Source organism: Pseudomonas sp. PDM16, assembly GCF_014851865.1.
Taxonomy (GTDB): Bacteria; Pseudomonadota; Gammaproteobacteria; order Pseudomonadales; family Pseudomonadaceae; genus Aquipseudomonas.
In genome coordinates this window covers 657,263-682,294 of record NZ_JACVAM010000002.1, presented here as the reverse complement: position 1 = coordinate 682,294, position 25,032 = coordinate 657,263, and the positions used below count along the sequence as shown (strand labels likewise).

The 25,032-nt window shown below is 65.4% G+C and carries 22 protein-coding genes; 6 read left to right on the top strand and 16 right to left on the bottom strand.

The features are described from left to right. Positions 1-45: 45 nt before the first annotated feature. The 6 genes from IB234_RS09685 to IB234_RS09660 all read right to left on the bottom strand — a co-directional run bounded on the left by IB234_RS09685 (position 46) and on the right by IB234_RS09660 (position 9,909). A complete protein-coding gene (locus tag IB234_RS09685; RefSeq protein WP_192316911.1) occupies positions 46-5,304 on the bottom strand; it encodes a DNA repair ATPase in 5,259 nt (1,752 codons plus the stop codon). Between the two features lie 170 nt (positions 5,305-5,474). Further along, on the bottom strand, positions 5,475-5,714 hold the full coding sequence (locus IB234_RS09680) for a hypothetical protein (protein ID WP_192316909.1): 240 nt from the start codon (positions 5,712-5,714) through the stop codon (positions 5,475-5,477). An 86-nt stretch (positions 5,715-5,800) separates the two neighbouring features. After that, complete coding sequence (locus IB234_RS09675) at positions 5,801-7,852, bottom strand: flotillin family protein (protein ID WP_192316907.1); 2,052 nt, start codon at positions 7,850-7,852, stop codon at positions 5,801-5,803. 38 nt (positions 7,853-7,890) lie between these two features. Continuing rightward, positions 7,891-8,529 (bottom strand): OB-fold-containig protein, encoded by a 639-nt coding sequence (locus tag IB234_RS09670; protein WP_192316905.1) that lies wholly within the window; start codon positions 8,527-8,529, stop codon positions 7,891-7,893. 56 nt (positions 8,530-8,585) lie between these two features. Continuing rightward, a complete protein-coding gene (locus IB234_RS09665; RefSeq protein ID WP_192316903.1) occupies positions 8,586-9,281 on the bottom strand; it encodes a PspA/IM30 family protein in 696 nt (231 codons plus the stop codon). 10 nt (positions 9,282-9,291) lie between these two features. Next, positions 9,292-9,909, bottom strand: coding sequence for a YjfI family protein (locus tag IB234_RS09660; RefSeq protein ID WP_192316901.1), 618 nt, complete (start codon positions 9,907-9,909; stop codon positions 9,292-9,294). A 265-nt stretch (positions 9,910-10,174) separates the two neighbouring features. Between IB234_RS09660 and IB234_RS09655 the strand changes: the two genes are divergently transcribed. Further along, positions 10,175-11,371: a CaiB/BaiF CoA transferase family protein gene (locus IB234_RS09655; protein WP_192316899.1), complete on the top strand. Its 1,197-nt coding sequence runs from the start codon at positions 10,175-10,177 to the stop codon at positions 11,369-11,371. 49 nt (positions 11,372-11,420) lie between these two features. On the opposite strand, the gene IB234_RS09650 is transcribed toward IB234_RS09655, so the two are convergent. The 3 genes from IB234_RS09650 to selD are packed head-to-tail and all read right to left on the bottom strand — an operon-like array spanning position 11,421 to position 13,914. Further along, a complete protein-coding gene (locus tag IB234_RS09650) occupies positions 11,421-11,777 on the bottom strand; it encodes a hypothetical protein (protein ID WP_192316897.1) in 357 nt (118 codons plus the stop codon). Beyond that, entirely contained in the window at positions 11,774-12,880 is a 1,107-nt protein-coding gene (gene mnmH, locus IB234_RS09645) for a tRNA 2-selenouridine(34) synthase MnmH (protein WP_192316895.1), read from the bottom strand. Before mnmH ends, IB234_RS09650 begins: the two co-directional genes overlap by 4 nt. Continuing rightward, positions 12,880-13,914, bottom strand: a complete 1,035-nt coding sequence (selD, locus tag IB234_RS09640) for a selenide, water dikinase SelD (protein ID WP_192316893.1) — start codon at positions 13,912-13,914, stop codon at positions 12,880-12,882. The genes mnmH and selD overlap by 1 nt, the downstream gene beginning before the upstream one ends. Positions 13,915-14,084: 170 nt before the next feature. Between selD and IB234_RS09635 the strand changes: the two genes are divergently transcribed. Genes IB234_RS09635 through phnE form a run of 4 tightly spaced genes read left to right on the top strand, consistent with a single transcriptional unit; the run spans position 14,085 to position 17,315 of the window. Next, positions 14,085-14,936, top strand: coding sequence for a putative selenate ABC transporter substrate-binding protein (locus IB234_RS09635; RefSeq protein ID WP_192316891.1), 852 nt, complete (start codon positions 14,085-14,087; stop codon positions 14,934-14,936). Next, entirely contained in the window at positions 14,933-15,730 is a 798-nt protein-coding gene (locus IB234_RS09630) for a phosphonate ABC transporter ATP-binding protein (protein WP_192316889.1), read from the top strand. Before IB234_RS09635 ends, IB234_RS09630 begins: the two co-directional genes overlap by 4 nt. Continuing rightward, positions 15,724-16,551 (top strand): PhnE/PtxC family ABC transporter permease, encoded by an 828-nt coding sequence (locus IB234_RS09625; protein ID WP_192316887.1) that lies wholly within the window; start codon positions 15,724-15,726, stop codon positions 16,549-16,551. Before IB234_RS09630 ends, IB234_RS09625 begins: the two co-directional genes overlap by 7 nt. After that, on the top strand, positions 16,548-17,315 hold the full coding sequence (phnE, locus tag IB234_RS09620) for a phosphonate ABC transporter, permease protein PhnE (protein ID WP_192316885.1): 768 nt from the start codon (positions 16,548-16,550) through the stop codon (positions 17,313-17,315). Before IB234_RS09625 ends, phnE begins: the two co-directional genes overlap by 4 nt. Here the strand turns inward: phnE and IB234_RS09615 are convergent. From IB234_RS09615 to edd, 7 genes are all read right to left on the bottom strand, one after another. Further along, complete coding sequence (locus IB234_RS09615) at positions 17,312-18,265, bottom strand: sensor domain-containing diguanylate cyclase (RefSeq protein ID WP_318651995.1); 954 nt, start codon at positions 18,263-18,265, stop codon at positions 17,312-17,314. The genes phnE and IB234_RS09615 overlap by 4 nt on opposite strands. A gap of 3 nt (positions 18,266-18,268) precedes the next feature. Beyond that, entirely contained in the window at positions 18,269-19,591 is a 1,323-nt protein-coding gene (locus IB234_RS09610; protein WP_192316883.1) for a homocitrate synthase, read from the bottom strand. A 102-nt stretch (positions 19,592-19,693) separates the two neighbouring features. Further along, positions 19,694-20,107, bottom strand: coding sequence for an alternative ribosome rescue aminoacyl-tRNA hydrolase ArfB (arfB, locus tag IB234_RS09605; protein WP_192316880.1), 414 nt, complete (start codon positions 20,105-20,107; stop codon positions 19,694-19,696). Positions 20,108-20,216: 109 nt separating this feature from the next. Beyond that, a complete protein-coding gene (locus IB234_RS09600) occupies positions 20,217-20,636 on the bottom strand; it encodes a VOC family protein (RefSeq protein WP_192316878.1) in 420 nt (139 codons plus the stop codon). 10 nt (positions 20,637-20,646) lie between these two features. Next, positions 20,647-21,069, bottom strand: a complete 423-nt coding sequence (locus tag IB234_RS09595) for a YciI family protein (protein WP_192316876.1) — start codon at positions 21,067-21,069, stop codon at positions 20,647-20,649. Positions 21,070-21,269: 200 nt separating this feature from the next. Then, positions 21,270-21,986, bottom strand: a complete 717-nt coding sequence (gene pgl / locus IB234_RS09590; protein ID WP_192316873.1) for a 6-phosphogluconolactonase — start codon at positions 21,984-21,986, stop codon at positions 21,270-21,272. Then, a complete protein-coding gene (edd, locus tag IB234_RS09585; protein ID WP_192316871.1) occupies positions 21,983-23,806 on the bottom strand; it encodes a phosphogluconate dehydratase in 1,824 nt (607 codons plus the stop codon). Before edd ends, pgl begins: the two co-directional genes overlap by 4 nt. A gap of 135 nt (positions 23,807-23,941) precedes the next feature. On the opposite strand from edd, the gene IB234_RS09580 reads away from it, so the two are divergent. Continuing rightward, the gene (locus IB234_RS09580) at positions 23,942-24,985 is read left to right on the top strand and encodes a metal-dependent hydrolase (protein WP_192316869.1); all 1,044 of its coding nucleotides are present in this window, start codon (positions 23,942-23,944) and stop codon (positions 24,983-24,985) included. Positions 24,986-25,032: the final 47 nt, after the last annotated feature.

Below are 25,032 nucleotides of genomic sequence, written 5' to 3'. Positions count from 1 at the left end.
CGGCGATGCCGGCCAGCAGGCGCAGGCGCGGTACCAGCCAGGCCGTCACGCTTTCTCCGGCCCCTGCTCGGTAGGTGGCTGCGGCGCACCGAGGAACTGGCCCAGCTCACGCAGGCGCTGAGCCATATCACCCATGCGATTGTGCGTGCGCAGATCGATTTCGATCTTCTTGTCCATGGCGTTCATCAGCGGCAGGAAGCTGTTCTGCAGGGTGCCGGCCACGCTCTCCAGCAGGGTTTGCATGCCCGGCTGCGGCGGCGCCACCACTTCCACCTCGACCTGCGGCTGCAAAGTGCCAAGGCGCTGTAGACCGGCCAGCAGTTCGTTCCAGGGAATGTCCTGCTGTTTCTGCGGCTCGCGCTGCAGATTGCCGCCGAGGGCACGGAGACCCTCCACCAGGTCGTTGAGCTGGGCCACCACGCGGGCACCGACATCGCTGTCGCTGCCGCCCATGGCCTTGTTGCGCAGAAAGTCGCGCTTGATCTGCGCCCAGCGCTCGCTCTGCTCCGCCGTCATGTTGCCGCGCAGCTCGGCCAGCTTGAGCAGGTTTTCCTCGGCACCGGTGGTGAGCAGTTGCGACTCGCCCTGGTAGTGGTCGGCGATCAGCTGCAGCAGCTCGGCGTCGTTCATCACCGCGCTGATCTTCTCGGTCATCTTGTTCATGTTGCGGTAGCTGCCCTGCAGCTTGAACGGCGGCTCACTGCGGTACTGATCGGCCTGGGCGGCGCTGGCGATGTACTGCTGGTTGACCCGTCCGACCACGTCGCGCACCTGCATCAGGCGCTGCAGGGTGCTGACGATCTCGTTGATCTCGGCACCGCTGTAGCCGTGGCTCAGCTCGTTGGCGGAGAACGGCTTACCCTCGGCCTTGGCGACGAAGCGATAGACGTCGGCCATGTCGCGGGTGGCCAGCGGTGCCAGCACCGGGTTGGAGGTCAGGCCGTTCTCGATGTAGCTGAGGGAGAAGGCTTCCTGCATGCCACCCAGGGTGTCGCCGAGGTTATAGATGTCGGCGCGGTTGGCCAGCATGTCCGGGATTTTGAAGACGTCACCGGACTCGGTATACGGGTTGCCGGACATGATCACGCAGAACTTCTTGCCGCGCATGTCGTAGGTCTTGGTCTGCCCTTTCCACACGCCTTCGATACGTCGCGTTCCATCACACAGCGAGATGAATTTCTGCAGGAATTCCGGGTGGGTGTGCTGGATGTCGTCGACATACAGCATCACGTTGTTGCCCATCTCCAAGGCCAGGTTGAGCTTCTCCAGCTCCTGGCGCGAAGTGGCGTCCGGCGCCTGGGCCGGGTCGATGGAGCGCACCTCGTGGCCGAGGGCCGGGCCGTTGATCTTCATGAAGATCAGGCCGAGACGATGAGCCACGTACTCCATCAACGTGGTCTTGCCGTAGCCGGGCGGCGAGATGAGCATCAGCAGGCCCATCAGGTCGGTGCGCTTGTTCTCGCCGGCGGTGCCCATCTGCTTGGCCAGGTTGTCGCCGATAAAGCCCAGGTACACGTCGTTGATCAGCTTGTTGCGCACGAAGGAACTGAGCGGCTTGGCCTTGAACTCGGACAGGCGCAGCGCAGCGCGCTCGCGACCGATCACTTCCTGGCGTAGCGCCTGGTAACGCTGCAGGTCAGGCAGGAAGGATTCACGGTGGCGGCGCAGGCGAGCGAACAGGTCGTCCACCGCCAGCACCAGCTGACGCTCCTGGATGCGCGAGTGCTCACCCATCAGATTGGCAACGGTGAAGCGCAGATCCACTTCGGTGACGCGGCCGGGGAAGCCCTCGGCCAGCAGTGACAAGGCCACCGCCTCGGCGACATAGCCAGCCAGCGGCGCGAACTCATCTTGGGCGCAGAGGCCACGCAGCCAGTTGTCGGCCAGCGCCCATTGCGCCGCAGGGCGACCGTCAAGATTGGCCAAGGCTTGCTGGTAGTCGTCCCACATGCGCGCGCCCTGCAGGCGCAGCTTGAGACCCTCTTGCAGTTGCTTGGCGTACTTGCTGAAAACGAACTCGATACGCTCGGCAGCCAGTTCCTGCACCAGATACTCGGCGGCCTCGCCCACCACAGTGGCGGCCAGGCCCAAAGGCTGCTCGGCGAGGAAAGCCTGCAGCGCCTCGGCGATCTCGCCCTGCAGTTGTTGCAGGCCTTCGCGACGGCCGAACAGCTGCATGATGTGGCGGCTAGTGCGCGCCCGCTCCGGCCACTGGGTGGCGCTATCGGTATTGCGCTGCAGATACCAGAACAGGCAAGCCAGCGCACGCGCCTCGGCGCCGTAGCGCATCAACCCGGCGCTGTCGCGCAGCGGCAGCAGCTGGGCGAGGATGGCGGCGGCATCGTGGTCGTGGATGCCCTTCTCGTAGCCTTCCTTGTAACGCGGCGCGGCGAAGTCGCGGATCAGCCGGGCCAGCTCGTCCGGCTGCGCCAGCAGGGATTTCAGGCGTTCCAGGTCAAGGCCTTCGCGCCCCTCGTCGGCGGCAGTCAGTACTTCGCCCGCCAGGTATTCGGCGCGGTACAGGTGCTCGGATTCGGACTCCAGCGCCACCTGCCAGAACGGCTTGAGCGCCTCCAGCTCGGCATTGGCCAGCGGCTCGAGGAAGTCGGTGCCGGTCAGGTGCAGGTACAGCTGATCGCCGCGCGGCAGCAGGGTCAGGTCCAGCTCCTGAGTGTTGACGCTGAAGCGATGGCGCGGGCCGAGCTTGATGACGTTGCCGCCCTCTTCGAACAACTCGCTCTTGTCACGCAGCGCGCGCACGGCCTGGTCGCGGGCACCCTTGAGGCGCGCCTCGATATCGTCGGCCTTGACGCTGTCCTTCAGCTCGCGCAGGCGGCCGGTCATCTCGCGCAGCTTGAGAATCAGCGGGTCGGCAGCGAAGAAGGCGTTAAGCTCCTCGGCCTGGGTGAATTTGGCTGTGCGCCGGGCCAGGCTGTCGAGGATGCGCTTGGCCGCGTCCAGCACGCTCTGCGCCTTGCGCTGGCGTTCGTCGAGCAGTGCCTGCTTGTGCGCCTCGAAGGTCTCCAGCAATTCCTCGCGCTTGGCCAGGATGTCGCCGATGAACTGCTCGTGATCGCCGAACTGGCTCTCCAGCTCCTCCAGTTGCACCAGCAGACGGGCCAGCTGCTCGTCGCAGCGCTCCGGGTCCTGGGCCTGGCCGAGGGCGTTGGTGATGCCCTGGCTGAACAGTTTGAACTGGGCACCGAACTGCGCCACCGTCTCGCTCGAACCCAGACCCTTGCGCCGTTGTTCGGCCCGGGCCTTGGCCTGGTTGAGACGGGCGTAGATCTCGGAGATGGACTCGACGATGCGCGTGCGCTGGGTGGCATCGTCGATCTTCAGCGAGGCCATCAGGCCAGACAGCATGTCCAGGTCGGCGGCCATGGTCTGCAGCGCAGCCAGCGGTTCGGCCAGCTGGGCCACGGTCTCGGCCTTCTGCGCCTGCTCGTCGAGGCCCTGCAGGCGCACGACGAAGGGTTGCAGCGCGGCATCGCCGGCAAGGAAAGTGGCGGTGGCGGCGGAAGTGCGCTCCTGGGCGGCCAGCAACTCGGCTTCCATCGCATCCAGGCGCGGCAGATCGATATAGCGGTATTCGCGGATGGTCAGCAGCAGGCCGCGCTGGGCGGTGATGCCGTTGAGACCGTCGACGAAGCTCTGCGCCTGATCCCAGCTGTCCGGCAGCAGGCCATCGAGCAGCGTCTTGTGGCGACTCTCGGCATCGACCATGGCCTGGGCCGACTGCTTGCGGATGCTCTCGACCTTCTCGTATTCGTCCAGCACCAGCTCGGAGGTGGCGGCGATCTCGCGCAGCAGCGGCGCCAGGCCGGCCAGCGGCTCGCCGCTCAGCCAGTGATAGCTGTCGAACAGGCGGCGGGTGTTCTGGCACAGCAGGCTGTAGCGCTGCACCGATACCGAAGGCGCGTCGATCTCGCGGCACAGGTCGTAGAGATCGGAGACACCACGCACCAGCTCGGCATTGCCGATCTTACCGAGGAAGCCGCTGCGCGCCGGCTGGCGGGCGGCGAATTCATCGCTGCAGAACGGCGTCTGCCAGATCTGCATCGGGTGGATGCGGGTCGGCTCCTCGCCTTCGGCGGCGAAGATCACCGTGCGCCCGTCTTCCAGGCGCGCGTAGCCGTGGCCGAACAGCGGGTTCTGCAGCTGGCGATTGATCATGTTGTAGGTCAGCAGCACCGCCCGCCCCTGCTCGGGGTGGTAGAAGATGTACTGCACGTCCTCGCCATTGGGCGAGCGCACGGCGCGCTTGAAGCGCATGCCGGCCATCGACTGCTCGAAGGTCTTGTACTCGCCGTTCTGCAGGTAGTAACCGCCGGGGAAGATGATCCCGTGGTCTTCCGGCAGCTGCACGCAGGCCTGGCCGATGGCGTCGATGCGTTCCACCTTGCCGGTGAGGCCGTTGTACACCAGGTAGCGCCACTGCTCCTCGCGGTACGGCAGCACCTTGAGCAGCACCAGGCTGCCGAGGCGGGCGAACTCGACCTGGGCGTCGTCCAGCGACTGGGTCTTGTCCAGCACCTCCTCGCGGTAGATGCCCAGGCCGTCCTCGGTGTTGTTCTCGACCTTGATGGTGAGGTCGCCGCCGATGGTTTCGACGAACAGGGTGTCGAGGATGTTCAGGTGCGGATGGCGGCCTTCCACCACCATCTCGCGGGTGGCCTTGGTCCACTCAAAGTCGAACGGCGCCGGCAGCGCGATATCGCGCTCGCCGCGGTTGTCGATGTAGCGCACGTCCTTGCCGTCGAGGGAAATCGACCAGCGGAACACGCGGATATCGGTGATCCGCTCGCCGATCTGGAAGCTCGCCAGCAGCTTGCCGTCGCGGATGGCCAGCTGCAGCAGGCGGGTGTTCTTGTAGTAGCTGTACAGCTCGTTGAAGTCGTTGACGAAACCGGGCGCGGCCAGGAAGGTCCCCTCCAGCGGCACCGGTTCGGCCTCGTAGGCATCGCCCTCGCCCACCAGGCGATAGAGGGAGAACACGTCGGCGACGCCGGTCTCCTTCTTCAGGCCGAGGAAAACGTTGTAGCCGAACAGCAGGCAGTCGCCGACCTGGACGATGTCGCGGGCGATGCAGTTGTTCTCGGTGCGGATACGCACCCGCCCGACCACTTCCATCTGGCTGCTGCCGAACTCCTCCAGGCGCTGGCCGTTGAGGTTCTCGGTAATCTGCCGCAGGCGTTGCCCCTGATCCAGCAGGCGCTTGTGCAGCACCTCGTAGGCGCCGCCTTCGGCGACGGCCTTGTCCAGTACGTCCTGTGTTTGGGTTGCGGCTTGTGCGTCCGACATCGTGGCCTTCCTGGATCTGCGCTGTCTGCGGGCAATGGTGCGGGGGAATGAAGCTAACGGGCTGAGCGGAAATCTGTTGAGCGAATCGGCGAGAGCGGGCGACTGGACATCAGCCGCTCGCTATCACCTTCCCGAGCTCCGCATGCGTCGCGCTCGGGAGCTGGCGCTGCTCAGGCGCCGATTTTCTTGGCGACCTCGGCCAGCTTGTCGCGCATGGCCTGATCGATTTCTTCCGGTTTGACTTGGGAGATGATCTTCTTCAGCACGCGAACCTCGTTGTCGTCGATGGCACCGTCGCGCTCGGCGATGTCCAGCAGCGCGTCGAGCTCATGCACGTCCAGGCGGCCGTCATTGGCGAAGCACTGGATCGAGCGGAAAGTCATTTCCAGATAGTCCCTGGGCTCCAACATGGCATCTCTCCTTGGTCGGTAGTGGGCTCATGCCCGCGAAAACAACGGGAGCGAGTCTGCTCGCCCCCGTACAACTGGTTACCCGATCAGGCCTCGGCGGCCGGTGTCACGACTTCCAGGTCAGGCTTGCGCTCGGCCGGCTTGCCGTTGAGCAGGCGTGCCAGCACGTCCTGCACCACCGGGCTCTTGCCCACCACGCCCTCGATGGCCTTGCCCACCGAGAGCGACTTAGCGAAGGAGTTGAAGAAGTCGCCTTCGCCGCCGACGATCTCGATCTTCGCCTTGGCCAGCGCGGTGGCGAGCACCTCGGCCTGGTCCTTGGCGATCTCCTTGTTGGCGGCGATGGCAGCCATGGCTTCCTCGAAGCTCTTCTCCAGCTGCATACGGAACTCCTCGTGCTGGCGCGCGCTGTCGCTGAGGGCGTCGAGGGCACCGAACTTCTTGCCCAGACCTTCCGCTTCCGCGTTCAGGCGCTGCAGCAGCACATCGGCTTCCGACGTACCCAGATCCTTGGTCGCCTGGGCCTTGGCCGCACCGAGCTGCTGCTCGCCGCGGGCCTGAGCGCCCAGCTTCTCTTCCAGCACCTTGGCTTCGGCCAGGCCGTCCTTCTCCTTGGCCGAGGCCTGAGCCTCCAGCACCCGCGCTTCGGCCAGGCCTTTTTCCTGCTCGCCCTTGGCTTCGGCGATCAGCTGTTCGGCACGCACGCGGGCCGCCGCCAGACCGTCCTTCTCCTTGGCTGCCGCCGTCACTTCCAGCACACGGGCGTCGGCCAGGCCAGGCGCAGCGCGCTCGGCCTCGATACCTTCGGCCATGCGTTTCTTGGCTTCGGCCTGCTTGGCTGCAGCTTCCAGCTCGGCCTGGGCCAGGTTGTTGATCTCCACGGCCTTGTGCTTGGAGCGGGTCTCGTCGGCCTCGGCCTGCTTGACCTGGCGTACCAGCTCCTGCTCGGCCTGAGCCTGCGCCTGCAACACGATGACCTGCTTGGCACGCTCGGCCTCGGAGATTTCACGCACTTCCTTGATGCGCTCTTCTTCCTGGGCCACGGTCTTCTCGACCGCGACACGCTCGCGCACCACATTGGCGATGTTCTTGCGCTGCTCTTCCAGGGCCTTCTCAGCCTCGATGCGCTGCAGCTCGACCTCGCGCTCGCGGGCCACCACTTCCAGATCCTTGGCCCGGGTGACTTTCTCCACCTCGATGACCACGGCACGCTGGCGGTTCTGCTGGGCCACTTCGACTTCGCGCTGATGGTTCTCGGTGCGCACGTCGATTTCCTGCTGCGACTGGATGCGCGCCTGCTCGGCCTTGAGGCGTTCCTCTTCCTTGACCTTGATGGTCTCGGCTTCCTCACGGGCGCGAATGGTCTCGACCTCGCGCTTCTGCCGCGCTTCGGCGTCGGCCTGCTGGCGCTCGAGAGCCAGGGTCGCCTCGCGGGTCTCGACGTTCTTCTTCTTGATCGCCAGCTCTTCGTTACGCTCGAGGTCGTTGGTGATGACGTTCTGCGCGGCGGTCAGCTCGGTGATCTTGCGGATACCAGCGGCGTCGAGGATGTTGCTCGGGTCCAGCGAGCTCTTGGCAGTCTGTTCCAGGTAGTCGATGGCGACGTCTTCCAGCACATAGCCGTTGAGGTCGTTGCCGATGGTCTCGACGATACGGTCGCGGAAGTCCTGGCGGTTCTCGAACAACTGAACGAAGTCGAACTGCTTGCCAACGGTCTTCAGCGCCTCGGAGAACTTGGCGTTGAACAGCTCGTTGACCGCGCCGCGGTCGGAGGCGCGATCCACACCGATGGCCTTGGCCACCTTGAGCACGTCTTCCTGGGTCTCGTTGACGCGCAGGTAGAAGGCCACGGTGATGTCGGCGCGCATGTTGTCCTTGCAGATCAGGCCGTCCTTGCCACGGCGATCCACTTCCAGGGTGATCAGAGAGATCTTCATGAACTCCTTGAGGTAGATCACCGGGTACACCAGAGCGCCGGTGAAGTGCACCTTGGGCGTGGAGGACATGTCGTTGACAATCAGCGCCGTGCCCTGCGGGACCTTGATATAGAAGGCCTTGAACAGCACGAAGAAGCCGAAGATCAGCAGGAATACGACACCGACGCCGATCAGGAAGGGCATCACCAATTCGAGGCTCATTGCAATCAATCTCCTTTGATTCTGGGTGAGTTCAGGGATCAGAAGCCCTTGAACTCGTCCTCGGTAATGACCCGGTAGGCGTGCTCGCCTTCCAGGTACTCCAGCAACACGACACGGTCGCCACGTTTGAAACCACGCGCCTCATCGGCACGTACGCGCAGGATAAGGCCCGCGCCACCGTCTTCCAGTACCGCCTCGCCATGGCTCAGGGTCACCCGGCCACTGCGCACCACGGCAGTCTGCCCCAGCACCGACTTGCTGCTGGTGGCTTCCAGCTTGCGGAACAGCGGACGCAGCGGACGGCACAGGGCTGCCGTGATCGGCACGGCCAGCATCAGCGCACCGAACATCAACACCAGACCCAGCGGGTAGCGCAGGATGCCCAGCGGCAGGTGACGCAGCAGCAACAACTCGACGAAGTAGCTGGCGATCCAGGCGAAGAAGAACAACAGGGTCAGCACCAGCGTTACCGGCACGCCGTTGAGGCCCAGCTTGAGCAGCAGGCCGGCGAGCCCCTCGGGCTGGACCGATTCCAGCGCGGAGTCGGCCTCGATATCAAGTACGTCGACTTCGAGGATGCCCAGTGCGGCGACGCACCAGTAGAGCACCGCCAGGCACAGCAGGAAGCTGAAGATGACGGTGGGAAAAGCAAAAGTGCTGTGCAGGAAGTTTTCCATCGAATTCCTATCCCTGAATCAGGCGGCGGAGCGAACTCCGCCGCAATGCACAACGGTCAGGACTTGGCCTTGTCCTTCAGACGCGCCAGCACGCTTTCGGCGCTGGCGTTGTCGGCCTTGATGCCGGCCGCGCGCAGCTTGGCCTCCAGCGAATCGTCAACATTGGCCGCCTCGGCCAACTCGGCCGCCGCTTCCATCTTCGCCGCCCGCTCGGCCTGCTGCTGCTTGATCCGCTCCAGCGACTCAACCGCAGTGTGCAACTTGGCCTGAGAGCCGCCGTAGCGTTGGGCCACAGCCATCTGCGCTTTCTGCACGCTCTCGGTGGCCTTGACGGTATCCACCTGTTGCTTGAGACGCTTGATGTTGGCCTCGGCCTGAGTCACCGCCTTGCGCAGCTGAGCGACGCTGGCGGCATAGCTGTCGGCCTGCTCGCGCTCGCTGTTCAGCTCGACTTCCAGGTTGGCGATCTTCACCGCCACTTCCTGGGCCAGCGATTCATTGCCAGCTTCCAGGGCCTTGAGCGCGTACTGCTCGTATTCGGCGACCTTGGCCGAACTCTTCTCGGCACGATCGGCGGCCAGCTTCTGCTTGGCCATGATCTCGGCCAGCGCCTCCTTGGACTTGCGCAGCTCCAGGTCGGCGTCGCGGATTTCCTGGTCGAGGATACGCAGGGCCTGGCTATCCACCATAGCCTCGCCCACTTCGTTGGCGCCGCCGCGCAGGGCGGTCAACAGTTTGCTCCACACGTTCATGGCAATCTCCTTATGCACCGGCCTTGAGGAAGCCTTCATAGGCTTCGGTGGCCTGAATCACGTTGTCCGCCAGCATCTCGATTTCCTGCACCACGTTGGACAGAACCGAGGATGCACTCAGCGCGCCGAACATGGTGTAGCAGGCCTGCCCATCCGGCAGGGTTTCCAGACCAATCGAGGACAGAGGGAAGAGCTTGTGACTGCGCAGCACCTCCTCGTTGAACGCCGCGCCATCGCGCACGTCAGCGGCCGGCCAGAGCAGCGCCTCAACGATGATCTGCTCACCGAACACGGCGATGAACAACGGCAGGTCGCCGTACTCGTGCATGGTCACGTGCAGGCTGGCGTCGGCGCCCTGAATCAGCTCGACGGCCGCCTTACCGTCCTTGAACAGTTCCGTCGCGGACAGCGCATCGAACAAACCTTGTGCAGTCCAAACCTGAGGCATGGCACCTCCCTCCTTCTCCATAGAGGCCGACCCCGACAGAGGCTGGCGCAGTTTCCGCTCGAATGCCGCGAGCGCTTGCGCATGCTCGGGCAGTATCCACACCTCTTTCTTGATCAGACCCTGCTCGCGCAGGCGCTGACGAAAGAGACGCTGGTAGTGGGCTGATGATTTGCTTTCCATGAGCGAGAGATTAGGCAATCACATGTAATGAATCAATAACTCACATGTAATATTTTAAAACGCACGTATGATACCCAGGCGAGCGAACCAGAACCGATCGACAGGTCACTAGAAGGAATGGTTTGCAGAGAGACGCGATAGGAGGGGAAAGCCTTTCCAGGCCAGAGAGGGGACGCACATCCTTTCGCCCGTCGATTTAACCGCAGATACTTCACACACGAAAGCTCACGGCGCGCCAACCAGGTCGCACCCAACAGGAGTCACGATGATCCCCAGCAAACCCCTCGCCGGCCTGAAAGTAGTCGAGCTCGGCACCCTGATCGCAGGCCCGTTCGCCTCGCGCATCTGCGCCGAGTTCGGTGCCGAGGTGGTCAAGGTCGAGTCGCCGGATGGCGGCGATCCGCTGCGCAAGTGGCGCAAGCTGTACGAGGGCACTTCACTGTGGTGGTTCGTGCAGGCCCGCAACAAGCGCTCGATCACCCTCAACCTCAAGCATGAGGAAGGCCGTGAGGTGCTGAAGAAGCTGCTGAGCGAAGCCGACATCCTGATCGAGAACTTCCGCCCCGGTGTGCTGGAAAAGCTCGGCCTGGGCTGGGACGTGCTGCACGCGCTGAATCCCAAGCTGGTGATGGTGCGCCTGTCCGGCTTCGGCCAGAGCGGCCCGCTGAAGGACCAGCCGGGCTTCGGCGCGGTGGGCGAATCCATGGGCGGGCTGCGCTACATCACCGGTTTCGAGGATCGTCCGCCGGTGCGCACCGGCATCAGCATCGGCGACTCCATCGCCGCATTGTGGGGCGTGATCGGCGCGCTGATGGCGCTGCGGCACCGCGAGGTGAATGGCGGCAATGGCCAGGTGGTGGATGTGGCTCTGTACGAGGCGATCTTCGCCATGATGGAGTCGATGGTGCCGGAGTTCGATATGTTCGGTTTCATCCGCGAGCGCACCGGCAACATCATGCCCGGCATCACGCCCTCCTCCATCCATACCTGTGCGGATGGCAAACATATCCAGATCGGCGCCAACGGCGATGCGATCTTCCAGCGCTTTATGCGCGCCATAGATAGAGAGGATCTGGCGAGCGATCCGGCGCTGGCCGACAACGCCGGCCGCGACACCCGCCGCGATGAACTCTACGGCGTGATCGACCGCTGGGCCGCCAGCCTACCGCTGAGCGAAGTAGAAGCCGTACTGGTGCGCGCCGAGGTACCAGCCAGTCGCATCTACTCCGCCGAGGACATGTTCACCGACCCGCAATTCCTCGCCCGCGAAATGTTCCTCAGCGCCAGGCTGCCAGACGGCAAGCCGTTCAAGATGCCCGGAATCGTGCCCAAGCTTTCAGAAACCCCAGGCACAGTGGAATGGACAGGCCCGCAGCTAGGCGAGCATAACGACGAGGTACTAGGCGAGCTTGGCTACGACGCCGCCACCATCGCCAAACTGCGCGCCAGCGGCGCCATGTGATGAAGTAGAAATCCTCTGAAGGAGCCTGCCTGACAACGCGCCGGCACGCTCAGTCCAGCTGGTCGTCGCGAATCAGCACATAGCTGCGGTCGGCCTGATCGTAGACGTAGTACATCTCCACCTTCATGCCGCGCACCACCGCCACGTAGTCGCCAGGCTCGGCGACGAACCAGTCGTTGCTGTCGGCCTTGGCCGGGCTCTCTATGCGCGCAGTGACGAACAGCGCCGGATCGCTACCGTCGAAGTAGTCTTCCAGCTCGGCGGCGTCCCACTCGGACGGTGCCACGAAGGCCCCCTCGAACAGCACATGGCCGTCACCCAGTTCCAGTTCCTCGGCATCCGGATCGTTCTCGTCCGGGCGGTACAGGGTGCAGTCCAGGGCGTCTGGATGGTCTTTCAGTTTCATGTCTTGCTCCGTGGTGCGCGGTCGCGCAGATAGTCCAGCACTGCCGATTGTTCGCCGGCGAATTCGATACGCGCGGACTTGCTCTCGCGCTGGTAGACGTACATCGGGTCGTAGTACTCGCTGAGCAGCCCCTCGATCCAGCCACGGTGGGTATCCACCAGACCGTCGCGCTGCTGCTCGTCCAGCGCCTGCTGCAGGATGGCACGCAGACGCTGGTAGCGCTCGCCGCCGAGGCGCTTCTGGATGTTCTCCATGCTCTGCAGCATGCGCTGGGCGAACAGGGCAAAGCCGTTCTCCTCGCCATGCTCGCGAACGAACTCGGCGGCCAGGTCGATCACGTAGTCCTTGAGGATGCGTTCGACGCGACCCTCGACGCTGTCCTCCAGCCACACCATGGGGTACTGCTGCATGCCCTGGTGCAGCGCCAGCGGCAGCGAGCAGGTGCCGATCAGGCGACTCTCGTCCTCCAGCACGAACTGCTGCTGGCCGCGCGCGCGACGCTTGAGCAGGTCGACGGCCAGACGGTTCTCGAAGTCGATCTGCGAGGGCTGGCCGGTGGCGCGCTTGCCGAAACTGGAGCCACGGTGGTTGGCGTGGCCTTCCAGATCGATGCTGTTGTTCAGGGCGGCGACCACCTCGGTCTTGCCGGTGCCGGTCATGCCGCCGACCACCACGAAGTCGCACTCGGCCACGGCGCGGTCAAGCGTCTCGATCAGGAAGGTACGCATGGCCTTGTAGCCGCCGATCACCCGCGGATACTCGACCCCGGTTTCCTTCAGCCACTGCTGGACGATCTGCGAGCGCAGGCCGCCGCGAAAGCAGTACAGGTAACCCTCGGGGTGGGCCTTGGCGAAAGCCGCCCAGGCCTCGATGCGCGCGGCCTTGACCTTGCCGGAGACCAGCTGGTGGCCCAGCTCGATGGCCGCCTGCTGGCCGTGCTGCTTGTAGCAGGTGCCAACCTTCTGCCGCTCGATATCGGTCATCAGCGGCAGGCTGACCGTGTGCGGGAAGGCGCCCTTGGTGAATTCCACCGGGGCACGCATGTCCATCATCGGCAAGTCGCCCAGGAAGATTTCGCGGTAGTCGGCGGTGTTGTCGCGCATCACAGCACCTCTACCGCGTGACTCTGTCGCTCAACCAGTTGGCCGATGGCAGACAGTTGCAAGCCCAGTTCGGCCGCCACGGAGAGGAACTCGGCCTCGGCCTCCGGCGCCACGGCCACCAGCAGGCCGCCACTGGTCTGCGGGTCGCACAGCAGGTGCAGCTGTTCCTCGGAGATCGGCGTGATCTTCTCGCCGTAGCTGTCGAAGTTGCGCAGGGTGCCGCCGGGAACGCAGCCCTCGGCCAGGTAGTGTTCGACACCCGGCAGGCGCGGCACGCTGGCGTACACCACCTGGGCGGTCAAGCCGGCGCCATCGGCCATCTCCACCAGATGACCGAGCAGGCCGAAGCCGGTGACATCGGTCATCGCCTGCACGCCGGCCAGCTTGCCGAAGCGCGCGCCGGGCTTATTCAGGGTGCACATCCAGTCGCGCGCCAGGCCCACGTCCTGTTCGCGCAGCTTGGCCTTCTTCTCGGCGGTGGTGAGGATGCCGATGCCCAGCGGCTTGGTCAGGTACAGCTTGCAGCCGGCCGTGGCAGTGTCGTTGCGCTTCATGTGCTTCTTTTCGACCACGCCGGTCACGGCCAGGCCGAAGATCGGCTCCGGCGCATCGATCGAGTGGCCGCCGGCCAGCGGAATACCAGCGGCGTCACACACCGCACGGCCGCCACGGATCACCTCGCGGGCCACCTCGGCCGGCAGCAGGTTCACCGGCCAGCCTAGGATGGCGATGGCCATCAACGGATCACCGCCCATGGCGTAGATATCGCTGATCGCGTTGGTCGCAGCGATGCGACCGAAGTCGAAGGGATCGTCGACGATGGGCATGAAGAAGTCGGTGGTCGAGACCACGCCACGCTCCTCATCCAGGGCGTAGACCGCCGCATCGTCCTTGGAGGCGTTGCCAACCCACAGCTTGGGGTCGAGATTCTGCGCGCCGCTGCCAGCCAGGATCACCTCCAGTACCTTGGGGGAAATCTTGCAGCCGCAACCGGCGCCGTGGCTGTACTGGGTCAAACGGATCGGCTCGCTCATCGACAACGCTCTCGGCAAATCGGAAAACAGGCCGCGGATTCTAGCAAAGCTGTTCTTTGCCCCGGTCGCTCATATAATCGCCGGCTTTCTACTACCCTGACGAAGCTCAGGCCCAGCCTAGGCGGGCCGGCTCCCTCGAACCTTTTCCGCTATTGAACCGGAGAATCTTCATGCTCAAGCGCATCCTGGCCCTGACCGCCGGCCTGACCCTGTCCCTGTCCGCCCTGACCAGCCACGCCGCCGACGTGCTCAAGGTCAGCGCCATCCCCGACGAGGCCCCCACCGAGCTGCTGCGCAAATTCAAGCCGCTGGGCGAGTATCTGGAGCAGCAGCTGGGCATGAAGGTCGAGTTCGTCCCGGTAGCCGACTACCCGGCAGTGGTCGAGGCGCTGTCCACCGATCGTCTGGACATGGCCTGGCTGGGCGGCTTCACCTTCGTTCAGGTGCGCCTGAAGACCGGCAACGCCATCCCGCTGGTACAGCGCGAGCAGGATGCCCAGTTCACCAGCAAGTTCATCACCGCCAACCCGGACGTGAAGTCGCTGGCCGATCTCAAGGGCAAGACCTTCGCCTTCGGCTCCATCTCCTCGACCTCCGGCAGCCTGATGCCGCGCTACTTCATGCTCAAGGACGGCATCAAGCCGGAAACCTATTTCAGCCGCATCGGCTACTCCGGCGCGCATGACGCCACCGCTGCCTGGGTGCAGGCCGGCAAGGTCGACGGCGGCGTGCTCAATGCCAGCGTGTGGGACAAGCTGGTCGCCGCCGGCAAGGTCGATACCAGCAAGGTCAAGGTCTTCGCCACCACCCCGGCCTACTACGACTACAACTGGACCGTACGTGGCAGCCTCGACACGGCCCTGGCCGAGAAGATCAAAAAGGCCTTCCTCGCACTCGACCCGGCCAACCCGCAGCACAAGGCGATTCTCGACCTGCAGGCCGCCAGCCGCTTCATCGAAACCAAGCCTGAGAACTACAAGGGCATCGAGGACGCCGCCCGCGCCGCCGACCTGCTGAAATGAGCCTGCGCCTCACCGGCGCGACCCTGCAGCACGGCAACGCAGTCCACGCCCTGCGCGGCGTGGACCTGGCCATCGCCAGTGGCGAACGGGTCGCCATCATCGGCCCGTCCGGCGCCGGCAAGTCCAGCCTGCTCAATCTGCTCGCCGCCGCCCTGCGCCCCTCTACGGGTACGGTCGAGCTGCTTGGCGCACAGCCCTGGCAACTCGCCGCCGGTGCGCGCCAACGCCTGCGCACGCGCATCGGCCTGATCCACCAGGCGCCGCCATTGCCACCGCGGCAGCGGGTGGTCACCGCCGTGCTGGCCGGCAAGCTCGGTCAGTGGGGGCTGGGCAAGAGCCTGCTCAACCTGCTGCACCCCGTCGATATTCCCGGCGCCAGGGAAGTGCTCGCCCGCCTGGACCTCACCGACAAGCTGTTCGCCCAGTGCCAGCAGCTCTCCGGCGGCCAGTTGCAGCGTGTCGGCATCGCCCGCGCGCTGTACCAGGGCCCCGAGCTGCTGCTGGCCGACGAGCCGGTGTCGGCCATGGACCCGGTGCTGGCCGACCACACCCTGAGCGTGCTCTGCCGGCATGCCGAGGCCCACGGCGTGACCCTGGTCGCCAGCCTGCATGCGGTGGACCTGGCCCTGGCGCACTTCCCGCGCATCGTCGGAGTGCGCGACGGCCTGGTCGCCTTCGACCGTCCGGCGAATGAAGTCACCCAGGACTTGCTCGACGCTCTCTATGCCAACGAGCAGTTGGTCTCGCCGCAGGCGCCGGCGGCGACGCTGACCCTGCAGATTCCACGATGCTGAGAACCGACAGCCGCGACCCCGCCGCCCTGCCCCGTCTGCTGCTGACAGTGCTGGCCGTGGCCCTGTTATGGCCGGGCATCCAGCTCGCCGAGCTGAACCCCGGTGTGTTGCTGCAGGCCGACAGCCAGAGCGAGATGGGCCGCTTCGTCGCCGCCTTCTGGCCGCCAGCGCATAACGCCGAGTTCCTCGATCTGCTGCTACAGGCCACCCTGCAGACCCTGGCCATCGCCACCGCCGGCATGGCCCTGGCGCTGCTGGTGGCGATACCGGCAGGCCTGGCCGCCAGTCGCGGCCTGTCACTGTCAGCGGCCTCGCGCGGCGGCCGCCCGAGTGCACTGGGCCAGGCCCTGCGCTGGCCGGTACGCGGCCTGCTGATCTTTCTGCGCAGCGTGCCGGAGATCGTCTGGGCCCTGCTGTTCGTCCGCGCCGTCGGCCTCGGCCCCACCGCTGGCGTGCTCGCCATCGCCATCACCTACGCCGGCATGCTCGGCAAGGTCTATGCGGAAATCCTCGAGTCGGTCGACCAGCGCCCCATGCACGCCCTGCTGCAAAGCGGCAGCGGCCGACTCGCCGCCTTCGTCTATGGCCTGCTGCCGAATGCCGCCGCCGAGCTGACCTCCTACACCGTGTACCGCTGGGAATGCGCGATCCGCGCCTCGGTGGTGATGGGCTTCGTCGGCGCCGGCGGCCTGGGCCAGCAGATCGACCTGTCGCTGCGCATGTTCGCCGGTGGCGAGGTGGCCAGCATGCTGCTGACCTTCCTGCTGCTGGTACTGCTGGCCGATGCCCTCAGCCGCGTACTGCGCGGGAGACTGGCATGAGCCGGCTGGTCAATCTCGCCCTGCTGCTGGCGATCCTCGCGGCCGTGCTCGCTTCTTTCGCCTACCTGGGCCTGGAGCTTGCCGCACTGGGCGATTCGGACAACCTGCGGCACATGGCCAATTACGCCTCGCGCTTCCTGCAGCCGGACCTGAGCGGCGGGCATCTGCTGGCCATCGGCCGTGGCGCGCTGGAGACCCTGGCCATGTCGGCCCTCGGCACCCTGCTCGCCGCCGTGCTCGGCCTGCTCCTGGCGCTACCGGCAGCCGGGCGCTTCGGCAACCTCGCCCAGGGTCTGGTGCGCCTACTGCTCAATGGCCTGCGGGCGATTCCGGAACTGGTGTGGGCAGCGCTGATGGTGCTGGCCGCCGGCCTCGGACCCAATGCCGGCACCCTGGCCCTAGCCCTGCACACGGCCGGCGTACTCGGCCGGCTGTTCGCCGAAGCACTGGAGAACACGCCCACGGCGCCGGCCGAGGCGATCCGTCTGCAGGGCGGCGGCCAGGTCGCGGCCTTCTGCTACGGCACCCTGCCCAACCTGTGGCCGCAGCTCTTGGCCTATTCGCTGTATCGCTGGGAAAACAATATCCGCATGGCCAGCGTGCTCGGTTTCGTCGGCGCCGGCGGCCTGGGGCAGATGCTCTACGTCAGCCTCAGCCTGTTCCAGGAGGCACAGGCCAGCACGGTGATCCTGGCCATGCTGGTACTGGTGTTCGCCGTGGATGCGCTGAGCGGCTGGACCCGTCAGCGCTGGGTGCGCGCCTAGGCCTGGCAGGCTTCGGTTTCACCACCACTACAGTGCCCATGCAGCAGGCGATCACGGCCCTGCTGCTTGGCCTGATAGAGCAGGCGGTCCACTGCCTCGATGAAGACCAATGACGAATCGCCGACCTCCGGGATGATGGTGCCAACGCCGAGGCTGACGGTTACCAGTTGCGCGACGTTGGATTGCTCATGGGCAATACGCTCCTTGCGCACCAACTTGCGGCAGCGCTCGGCGATCTGCTTCGCCGACTCGCCGTCGGTCTCCGGCAGCACCAGCACGAACTCCTCACCGCCGAAGCGCGCCACACAGTCACGCGGGCGGGCCGCTACGCCGTGCAACACCTGGCCGATGCGCTTGAGGCAGTCGTCGCCCCGGATATGGCCATAGTGGTCGTTGAATTGCTTGAAGAAGTCGATATCCAGCAGGATCAGCGACAGTGGTCGGCGAGTGCGCTGAGCATTGCCCCACTCGATCTCGATGATCGAGTCGAACATGCGCCGATTGTTGATGCCCGTGAGACCATCCTTGTAGGAGTACTCCTCCAGCTGCTTCTGCAAGACCAGCAGCTGCTCCTCGGTCTTCTTGCGCTCGCTGATGTCGAACATGAAGCCAACCAGCGCCTCGGTCTCGCCGTTGGCGTCACGCATCACGTGCACCACGTCGCGAATCCACACGTAGTCGCCGTCCTTGGTCAGCGCGCGGTAGTCAGCCTCGTGGTCGATGCCGCACTGGGACTGGGCGATGCAGAAATTGACCACCCGCTCGCGGTCTTCCTCGTGGATGCGTTCGGCCCAGTCGTTGGCGCTGATCCAACTCTGCTGCGTCCAGCCCAGCAACGGCTCGATCTGCGGGCCGATGTAGGCGAAGGTCATGCTCTTCCAGTCGATCTTCCAGGGGATGGCCTTGGTCGACTCGAGCAGAGTCTTGTACACGGCGCTATCGGTTTCCACGGTTCAGGCCTCGGCTTGTGCAACGAGAGTCTCGCACGCACGCACGGCGCGGGCGTACAGCTGCATCAGATTGTCCGGCTGATCGTAGGCGATACGCTCACCGGCGCGCAGGTCACGACGCATGATGAAGATCATCTGCTCCAACACGGCCTGGGGGAAGTCCCCCGCCGGCCGGCCACAGACCTCTTCCAGACGACCGGCAATCACTGCCGTGTCGCTGACCAGCGGGCAGATACGGTAGCGATAGGTGCCACCGATGGCTTCCGGCGGCAGGTCCATGAAGCGTCCGGGAATCTGCCGGAAGAAGCTCAGCGGCAGGCGGTAGGCGTTGTGACCGAGGATCGGCAGATCGTCTGGCACCTGCGCTTCGTCGTCCAGCTCCTGCAGGTTGGTAGCCAGCGGTAACAGGCGATCCAGCTGGTACTGCTGCATGTGCGGATTGCCGACCCGCACCAGGTTGGCGATCAGCTCGCCCAGCGAAGCGTGGCCGATGATCGCCGCCCGCTTGGGCAGGCCACCCCAGGCGCCGTCCGCGCCATTGAGCAGGGCCTCGATCAGCGAGGCGTTCTCGAAGCCGCCACCGGCATGCAGGTGCACCACGATCTTCAGCGGTGCCGGCAGGAAGGCACGGGCCGCACCGACGAAGGCGCCGACCTGCAGCGGCAGGTAGGTGCCACGGTCGTCCTCGATGCTGATACCCTCGATGGGCTGCTCGGCGAGCATGGCCAGCACCTCGAACACGCCGTCCGGGTTCTCGGCGAAGGCGTCACAGCCATCGACGATGTTGATCAGGATGCGCGGCGCGCCACCGTGGTCACCACGGATGTTGTCCTGCAGCCACTGGATGCTGGCCGGCAGGCTGCGCAGCACGGTGGCCAGGTCGTACTGGCCGGCCATGCCCTCCTTGCTCAGGTAGATCTCGTGCAGGGTGTTGGGCACCTGGTAGTCACGCAGCTTGAGCTGCGATGGATCGGGCACGAAGTGGCCGGCGGCATCCACCAGGCCCATGGCGGTGAAGGCAAAGCAGCCAGTCGTGTCGATCTGGTGATCGCGCAGGTACATCATGAAGTCGTCGTCGACCTCCAGCTCGTTCGGGTAGGAATAGTCGAGCGTGCCAAGGAGGATGTTCCGGAAACCGAACTCGCGCAGCTTGGGCAGGATCGCCAATTTGTCCGCCAAGGTCTGGCCAATGCGCGCACCCACCGGGTTCTCACGCAGGGAAAGGTCGATCAGATAGGGCTCGATGTGTTGCAGCCGCTCGATCTGCTCCTGGGCGGTGGCAAGCAGTTGCTGGGCGTTCTGGCGGGCGGTAAGCGATTGAGTCATGAGGCAACATCCCTGTGTTGACGAGCGGAACCGATGCTCGGTTATACACAGGCGAATTGCGCAGTGGCAATTAGCTACACCCTCGCCCGACGAACAGGCGACCTAGAAGTCCACCTTGCCGCGTCCAGCCTTGATCGCGCCGCGCTTGCTCTTGCCTTCCAGGCGGCGTTTCTTTGAACCCAAGGTGGGCTTGGTCGGACGGCGCGCCTTCTCGGTCTTGCCGGCGCTGCGGATCAGCTCGGACAGGCGCTCCAGGGCATCGGCACGGTTCTGCTCCTGGGTGCGGTACTGCTGGGCCTTGATGATCACCACGCCGCCCTCGGTAATGCGGCTGTCGCGCAGTTCCAGCAGGCGTTCCTTGTAGAACGGCGGTAGCGACGAGGCCTGGCTGTCGAAACGCAGGTGCACGGCGCTGGAAACCTTGTTGACGTTCTGCCCGCCGGCGCCTTGGGCGCGGATGGCGGTCAGCTCGACCTCGTCATCGGGCAGGTGGACGCTGTTGGAGATCACCAGCATGGGAAATGGGCGCCGCAAAGAATGGGACGCCCAGCATACCGCACCACCGCTCGAAACCCCTGAGCCGCGATGACGGCATGGGCGACAGATAGCCGCCCCGCTTCGCCCGTCAAGACTCCTGGCAGTCGCCGGAGAAGTTGATCATCCACGGCACGCCGAAGCGGTCAGTGAGCATGGCGAAGCCTTCCGCCCAGAAGGTCTTCTGCAACTCCATTTCGACCGAGCCCTGGGCCGACAGAGCCCGATACACACGCTCGGCATGGGCCATGTCGTCAGCCTGGATGGAGATATGGCAGCCCTTGATGCCCTCGTAGGGGTGGCCCGGCATGGTGTCCGAGCCCATCAATAACTGACCATCACGATTGAGGCTGGCGTGCATCGTGCGGTTGCGGTGCTCCGGCGCCACATCGTCGCAGACCGGGCTGTCGCCGAAGGTCATCACCATCAGCTCGCCGCCCAATACCTCGGCGTAGAAGCGGAAGGCGTCGGCACACTGGCCGTCGAAAATCAGGTAGGCATGAATATGCATGTGCGGCTCCTTACTCGGTGGCCATGCGGGCGCGCAGTCGGTCTTCCTGCTCGCGCAGTTCCGGGGTGAATTCCTCGCCGAAGTCCTCGGCCTCGAAAACCTGGCGAATCTCGATTTCCGAATCACCGGGCATCGGGTTCGGGCAACGCTTGACCCACTCGATGCACTCGGCCAGCGACGCCACTTCCCACAGCCAGAAGCCGGCAATCAGCTCCTTGGTCTCGGTGAAGGGTCCGTCGACCACACTGCGCTGGCTGCCGGAGAACTGCACGCGCACACCTTTGCTGCTCGGGTGCAGGCCCTCGCCGGCCTTCATCACACCGGCCGCCACCAGTTCTTCGTTGTATTGGCCCATGGCCGCCAGCAACTCCTCACTGGGCATCACGCCGGCTTCCGAATCGGCGGTGGCTTTGACTATCACCATGAAACGCATCGTCCTTCTCCTCGTCTTTGGCGGAAGCGCCGGTCGGCGCTCCAGGGTCCCCCGACATGGGGTACTGCTCTCTGGTCGAGCGGCGCCCCGGCATTTCGACAAGCCACGGTAATTTTTTTGCCGGTGCAGAGGCCGCGTGCGTCATCCGCACCGATGACACCGACGCGGTGCGCACAGCGCACCCTACGTCCACAGCTGCGCTACGGGCACCAGTGGATCTGCAACGGTGCCTGTAGAAAGGCTCGAATTGGCATATCGGTCGCCGGACCAGGCTGCAGAACCCGGTTCAGCGTAGCCAGCTTGGTCGTGTCCTGTATCGCCAGCAGCGACAGGCGTGCGGCGGTCAGCGGCGGCAGGGTCTGGGTCAACCGTTGACGGGGCTCGGTCGGTGCCTGCATCGGCAGCACGCTACGCGGGCACGTTGGACTCAGGGCCTCGACCAGCAACGGGCTTTGCGGGAACAGCGAGGCGGTGTGGCCATCATCGCCCATGCCCAGCACCAGCACATCGATGGTCGGCAGCGCGGCCAGCGACTGTTCGGCCAGGCGTGCGGCCTCCTCCAGGTTTTCCGCCGGGTGGTACAGGCCGAGCATCGTCGCCGGGGCCGCCAGCCCCTGCAGCAGGTGGCGGCGCACCAACGCCTCGTTGCTGTCGGCATGGCTTGGCGGCACCCAGCGCTCATCGGCCAGGCTCACCTGGACCTTGGCCCAGGGCAGCTCTTGGCGAGCCAGGCATTCGAAGAACGGCACCGGGCTGCGCCCGCCGGACACCACCAGCAGCGCCCGGCCCCGTTCGCTCACGGCAACGCGCAGCGCCTCGGCCACCTGCAGCGCCAGCGCCTCGGCCAGGGCCTGGCCGTCGGCATAGGCCTGCCCCTCGACACCCTCGGGCAGAATCAGATCGGCCAATGCATTCATCGCAAGGCACTCAGGCTGGCGGTGAAGGCGCTGGCGCCCTGCTCCGCCGGGCTGAAGGCGGCGCGCATGAAGGCAAACAGCTCGCGGCCGCAGCCGATCTCCGCCGGCGGCGGCGTGGCCAGCTGGCGGGCCTCCCACTCGGCCGCATCGACCAGCACCCGCAGCTCGCCGCTGCGGCCGTCGATGCGGATCGGGTCGCCGTCGCGCACCTTGGCCAACGGGCCGCCGTCGAAGGCCTCGGGGCAGATGTGGATGGCCGCCGGCACCTTGCCGGAGGCGCCGGACATGCGCCCGTCAGTGACCAGCGCCACCTTGTGCCCACGGTCCTGCAATACACCGAGGAACGGCGTGAGCTTGTGCAGCTCGGGCATGCCGTTGCAGCGCGGGCCCTGGAAACGCACCACGGCGACGAAGTCGCAATCCAGCTCGCCAGCCTGGAAGGCCTCGGCCAGCGACTGCTGGTCGTGAAACACCCGTGCCGGCGCCTCGATCACATGGCGCTCCGGCGCCACGGCGGAGAGTTTCATCACCCCGCGGCCGAGGTTGCCCTGCAGCAGGCTGAGACCGCCCTCGGCGGAGAATGGCTGCGCCACCGGGCGCAGGATGCTGGCATCCAGGCTGGCCGCAGCGCCCTCGCGCCAGACCAGGCGTTCGCCATCGAGGAACGGCTCCCGGGTGTAGCGACGCAGGCCACGGCCGACCACGGTGGCGACGTCTTCGTGCAGCAGGCCGGCATCGAGCAGTTCGCGAATCAACACGGCGGTACCGCCGGCGGCGTGGAAGTGGTTGATGTCAGCCTTGCCGTTCGGATAGACGTGGGCCAGGGTCGGCACCACTTCGGACAGCTCGGCCATATCCTGCCAGGTCAGCTGGATGCCGGCGGCCTGGGCGATAGCCGGGATATGCAGGGTGTGATTGGTCGAGCCGCCGGTGGCATGCAGCGCCACCACCGAGTTGATCAGCGCGCGCTCGTCGATGATCTCGCCGAGCGGCAGGTACTGCCCTCCCTGGCGGCTGAGGCGCACCACCTGCTGCGCCGCCTCGCGGGTCAGCGCATCGCGCAGCGGCGTGTTCGGGTTGACGAAGGAGGCGCCGGGCAAATGCAGCCCCATCACCTCCATCAGCATCTGGTTAGTGTTGGCGGTACCGTAGAAGGTGCAGGTGCCGGGGCTGTGGTAGGCGGCCATTTCCGAGGCGAGCAGCTCGTCGCGGCTGGCCTTGCCCTCGGCATAGCGCTCGCGTACCTCGGCTTTTTCCTTGTTGGACAGGCCCGAGGGCATCGGCCCGGCTGGCACGAAGACGGTCGGCAGGTGACCGAAGCGCAGTGCGCCGATCAGCAGGCCGGGGACGATCTTGTCGCACACGCCCAGGCACAGCGCAGCGTCGAACATGTTGTGCGACAGCGCCACGGCGGTGGCCATGGCGATGGTCTCGCGGCTGGCGATGCCGATCTCCATGCCCGGCTCGCCCTGGGTCACGCCATCGCACATGGCTGGCACGCCACCGGCCACCTGGCCGACCGAGCCGACTTCGTGCAGCGCCTGGCGGATTAGCGGCGGGAAGCTCTCGTAGGGCTGGTGGGCCGAAAGCATGTCGTTATAGGCAGTGACGATCGCCACGTTGGCCGCATCGGGCAGGCGCAGGGTCTGCTTGTCCACGCCGCTGCAGCCGGCCACACCGTGGGCGAAGTTGGCACACTGCAGCTTGCCGCGCTGCGGGCCCTTGTCGGCGGCTGCGGCGATCATAGCCAGGTAGCGCTGGCGGGTGGCGCGGCTACGCTCGATCAGGCGCTCGGTGACTTCGAGAACGCGGGGATGCATGGGAAAACTCCTGGTGCGTTGCAATACCGACACTGTAACGCCGCACGCGGTTGAAATCTTTCGTCGGAATTTCCCGGCTGCCGCTGAACGTGGCCGGCGATAAGTTAGCGACCTGCTTTTTTTACGGGACAACTCATGGACTCCATCACCCAGGCGGTCCTCGGCGCCAGCATCCAGGGCGCCCTGCTCGGCCGCTGGCAAGGCCGGCGCGCCCTGCTCTACGGCGCCATGCTCGGCACCCTGCCCGACCTCGACGTGATCATCGACTACGGCGACGCCGTGGCCGACATGACCTACCACCGCGGCTTCAGCCACTCGTTGCTGGTGCTCAGTCTGCTGGCCGTGGCGATTACCCTGCTGGCACGCTGGCTGCGGCCCAACCCGGCCTATTCCACGCGACGGCTGTTCTTTGCCGTGTGGCTGGCGCTGATCACCCATCCATTGCTAGACGCCTTCACCAGCTACGGGACCCAGCTGTTCTGGCCATTACAGACACCACCAGTGGCCTGGTCATCGATCTTCATCATCGACCCGCTGTACACCGTGCCGCTGTTGGTGGCGGTGATCGTCGGCCTGGTCCGTGGCCTGCGCGACCGGCCGCAGTGGTTAGCTATCTCGGCGCTGTGCCTGTCCAGCATCTACCTGGCCAGCACCCTGGCCGGCAAGTGGATGGCGGAACAACGGGTACAGGACGTGCTGGCCGAGCGCGGCATCCAGTCCGATGTGCTGTTCAGCACACCGACACCGTTCAACAGCCTACTGTGGCGCGTCACGGTGGTGGACGGCGCGGACTACCACGAGGCGCTGGTGAGTTGGTTCGACGACCGACCGCCCCGGCTCGAGCGCATTCCCCGTGGTGCCGAACTGGCCGAGGTGCTACGTGACTCGCCGCAGCACCAGCGTCTGGAATGGTTCACCCACGGTGTGCTGCGCTACGACCAGGTCGGCAACGAGCTGATCGTCACCGACCTGCGCCTGGGCATGACCGGTTTCCATCCGTTCCGTTTCATCATGGCCGAACGACGCGGGGAGCGCTGGCAGGCACTACCCTGGGTCGACCGCCTGCCGTTCAGCCGGGGTTCGGCGGAGCACATGCTGGTGCTCTGGCAACGCATCTGGAATCAGCGCCAACCAGTGGAACTGCTGGCCTGGGCCAGCGCTCTGCAAGGCAAACCCTGATACCTCTCACCCTGCTGTCTCTGAACTAGGCTTGACGAACACTCAGC

Bases quoted from the DNA above. Each gene is read 5' to 3' on its own strand.
- IB234_RS09685 (WP_192316911.1), bottom strand. From the start codon at position 5,304: ATGTCGGACGCACAAGCCGCAACCCAAACACAGGACGTACTGGACAAG.
- pgl (WP_192316873.1), bottom strand. From the start codon at position 21,986: ATGAATGCATTGGCCGATCTGATTCTGCCCGAGGGTGTCGAGGGGCAG.
- IB234_RS09660 (WP_192316901.1), bottom strand. From the start codon at position 9,909: ATGGAAAGCAAATCATCAGCCCACTACCAGCGTCTCTTTCGTCAGCGC.
- IB234_RS09665 (WP_192316903.1), bottom strand. From the start codon at position 9,281: ATGAACGTGTGGAGCAAACTGTTGACCGCCCTGCGCGGCGGCGCCAAC.
- IB234_RS09650 (WP_192316897.1), bottom strand. From the start codon at position 11,777: ATGAAACTGAAAGACCATCCAGACGCCCTGGACTGCACCCTGTACCGC.
- selD (WP_192316893.1), bottom strand. From the start codon at position 13,914: ATGAGCGAGCCGATCCGTTTGACCCAGTACAGCCACGGCGCCGGTTGC.
- IB234_RS09595 (WP_192316876.1), bottom strand. From the start codon at position 21,069: ATGCGTTTCATGGTGATAGTCAAAGCCACCGCCGATTCGGAAGCCGGC.
- arfB (WP_192316880.1), bottom strand. From the start codon at position 20,107: ATGCTGGTGATCTCCAACAGCGTCCACCTGCCCGATGACGAGGTCGAG.
- mnmH (WP_192316895.1), bottom strand. From the start codon at position 12,880: ATGCGCGACAACACCGCCGACTACCGCGAAATCTTCCTGGGCGACTTG.
- IB234_RS09600 (WP_192316878.1), bottom strand. From the start codon at position 20,636: ATGCATATTCATGCCTACCTGATTTTCGACGGCCAGTGTGCCGACGCC.
- edd (WP_192316871.1), bottom strand. From the start codon at position 23,806: ATGCATCCCCGCGTTCTCGAAGTCACCGAGCGCCTGATCGAGCGTAGC.
- IB234_RS09670 (WP_192316905.1), bottom strand. From the start codon at position 8,529: ATGGAAAACTTCCTGCACAGCACTTTTGCTTTTCCCACCGTCATCTTC.
- IB234_RS09580 (WP_192316869.1), top strand. From the start codon at position 23,942: ATGGACTCCATCACCCAGGCGGTCCTCGGCGCCAGCATCCAGGGCGCC.
- IB234_RS09675 (WP_192316907.1), bottom strand. From the start codon at position 7,852: ATGAGCCTCGAATTGGTGATGCCCTTCCTGATCGGCGTCGGTGTCGTA.
- IB234_RS09680 (WP_192316909.1), bottom strand. From the start codon at position 5,714: ATGTTGGAGCCCAGGGACTATCTGGAAATGACTTTCCGCTCGATCCAG.
- IB234_RS09635 (WP_192316891.1), top strand. From the start codon at position 14,085: ATGCTCAAGCGCATCCTGGCCCTGACCGCCGGCCTGACCCTGTCCCTG.
- IB234_RS09610 (WP_192316883.1), bottom strand. From the start codon at position 19,591: ATGACTCAATCGCTTACCGCCCGCCAGAACGCCCAGCAACTGCTTGCC.
- phnE (WP_192316885.1), top strand. From the start codon at position 16,548: ATGAGCCGGCTGGTCAATCTCGCCCTGCTGCTGGCGATCCTCGCGGCC.
- IB234_RS09625 (WP_192316887.1), top strand. From the start codon at position 15,724: ATGCTGAGAACCGACAGCCGCGACCCCGCCGCCCTGCCCCGTCTGCTG.
- IB234_RS09630 (WP_192316889.1), top strand. From the start codon at position 14,933: ATGAGCCTGCGCCTCACCGGCGCGACCCTGCAGCACGGCAACGCAGTC.
- IB234_RS09655 (WP_192316899.1), top strand. From the start codon at position 10,175: ATGATCCCCAGCAAACCCCTCGCCGGCCTGAAAGTAGTCGAGCTCGGC.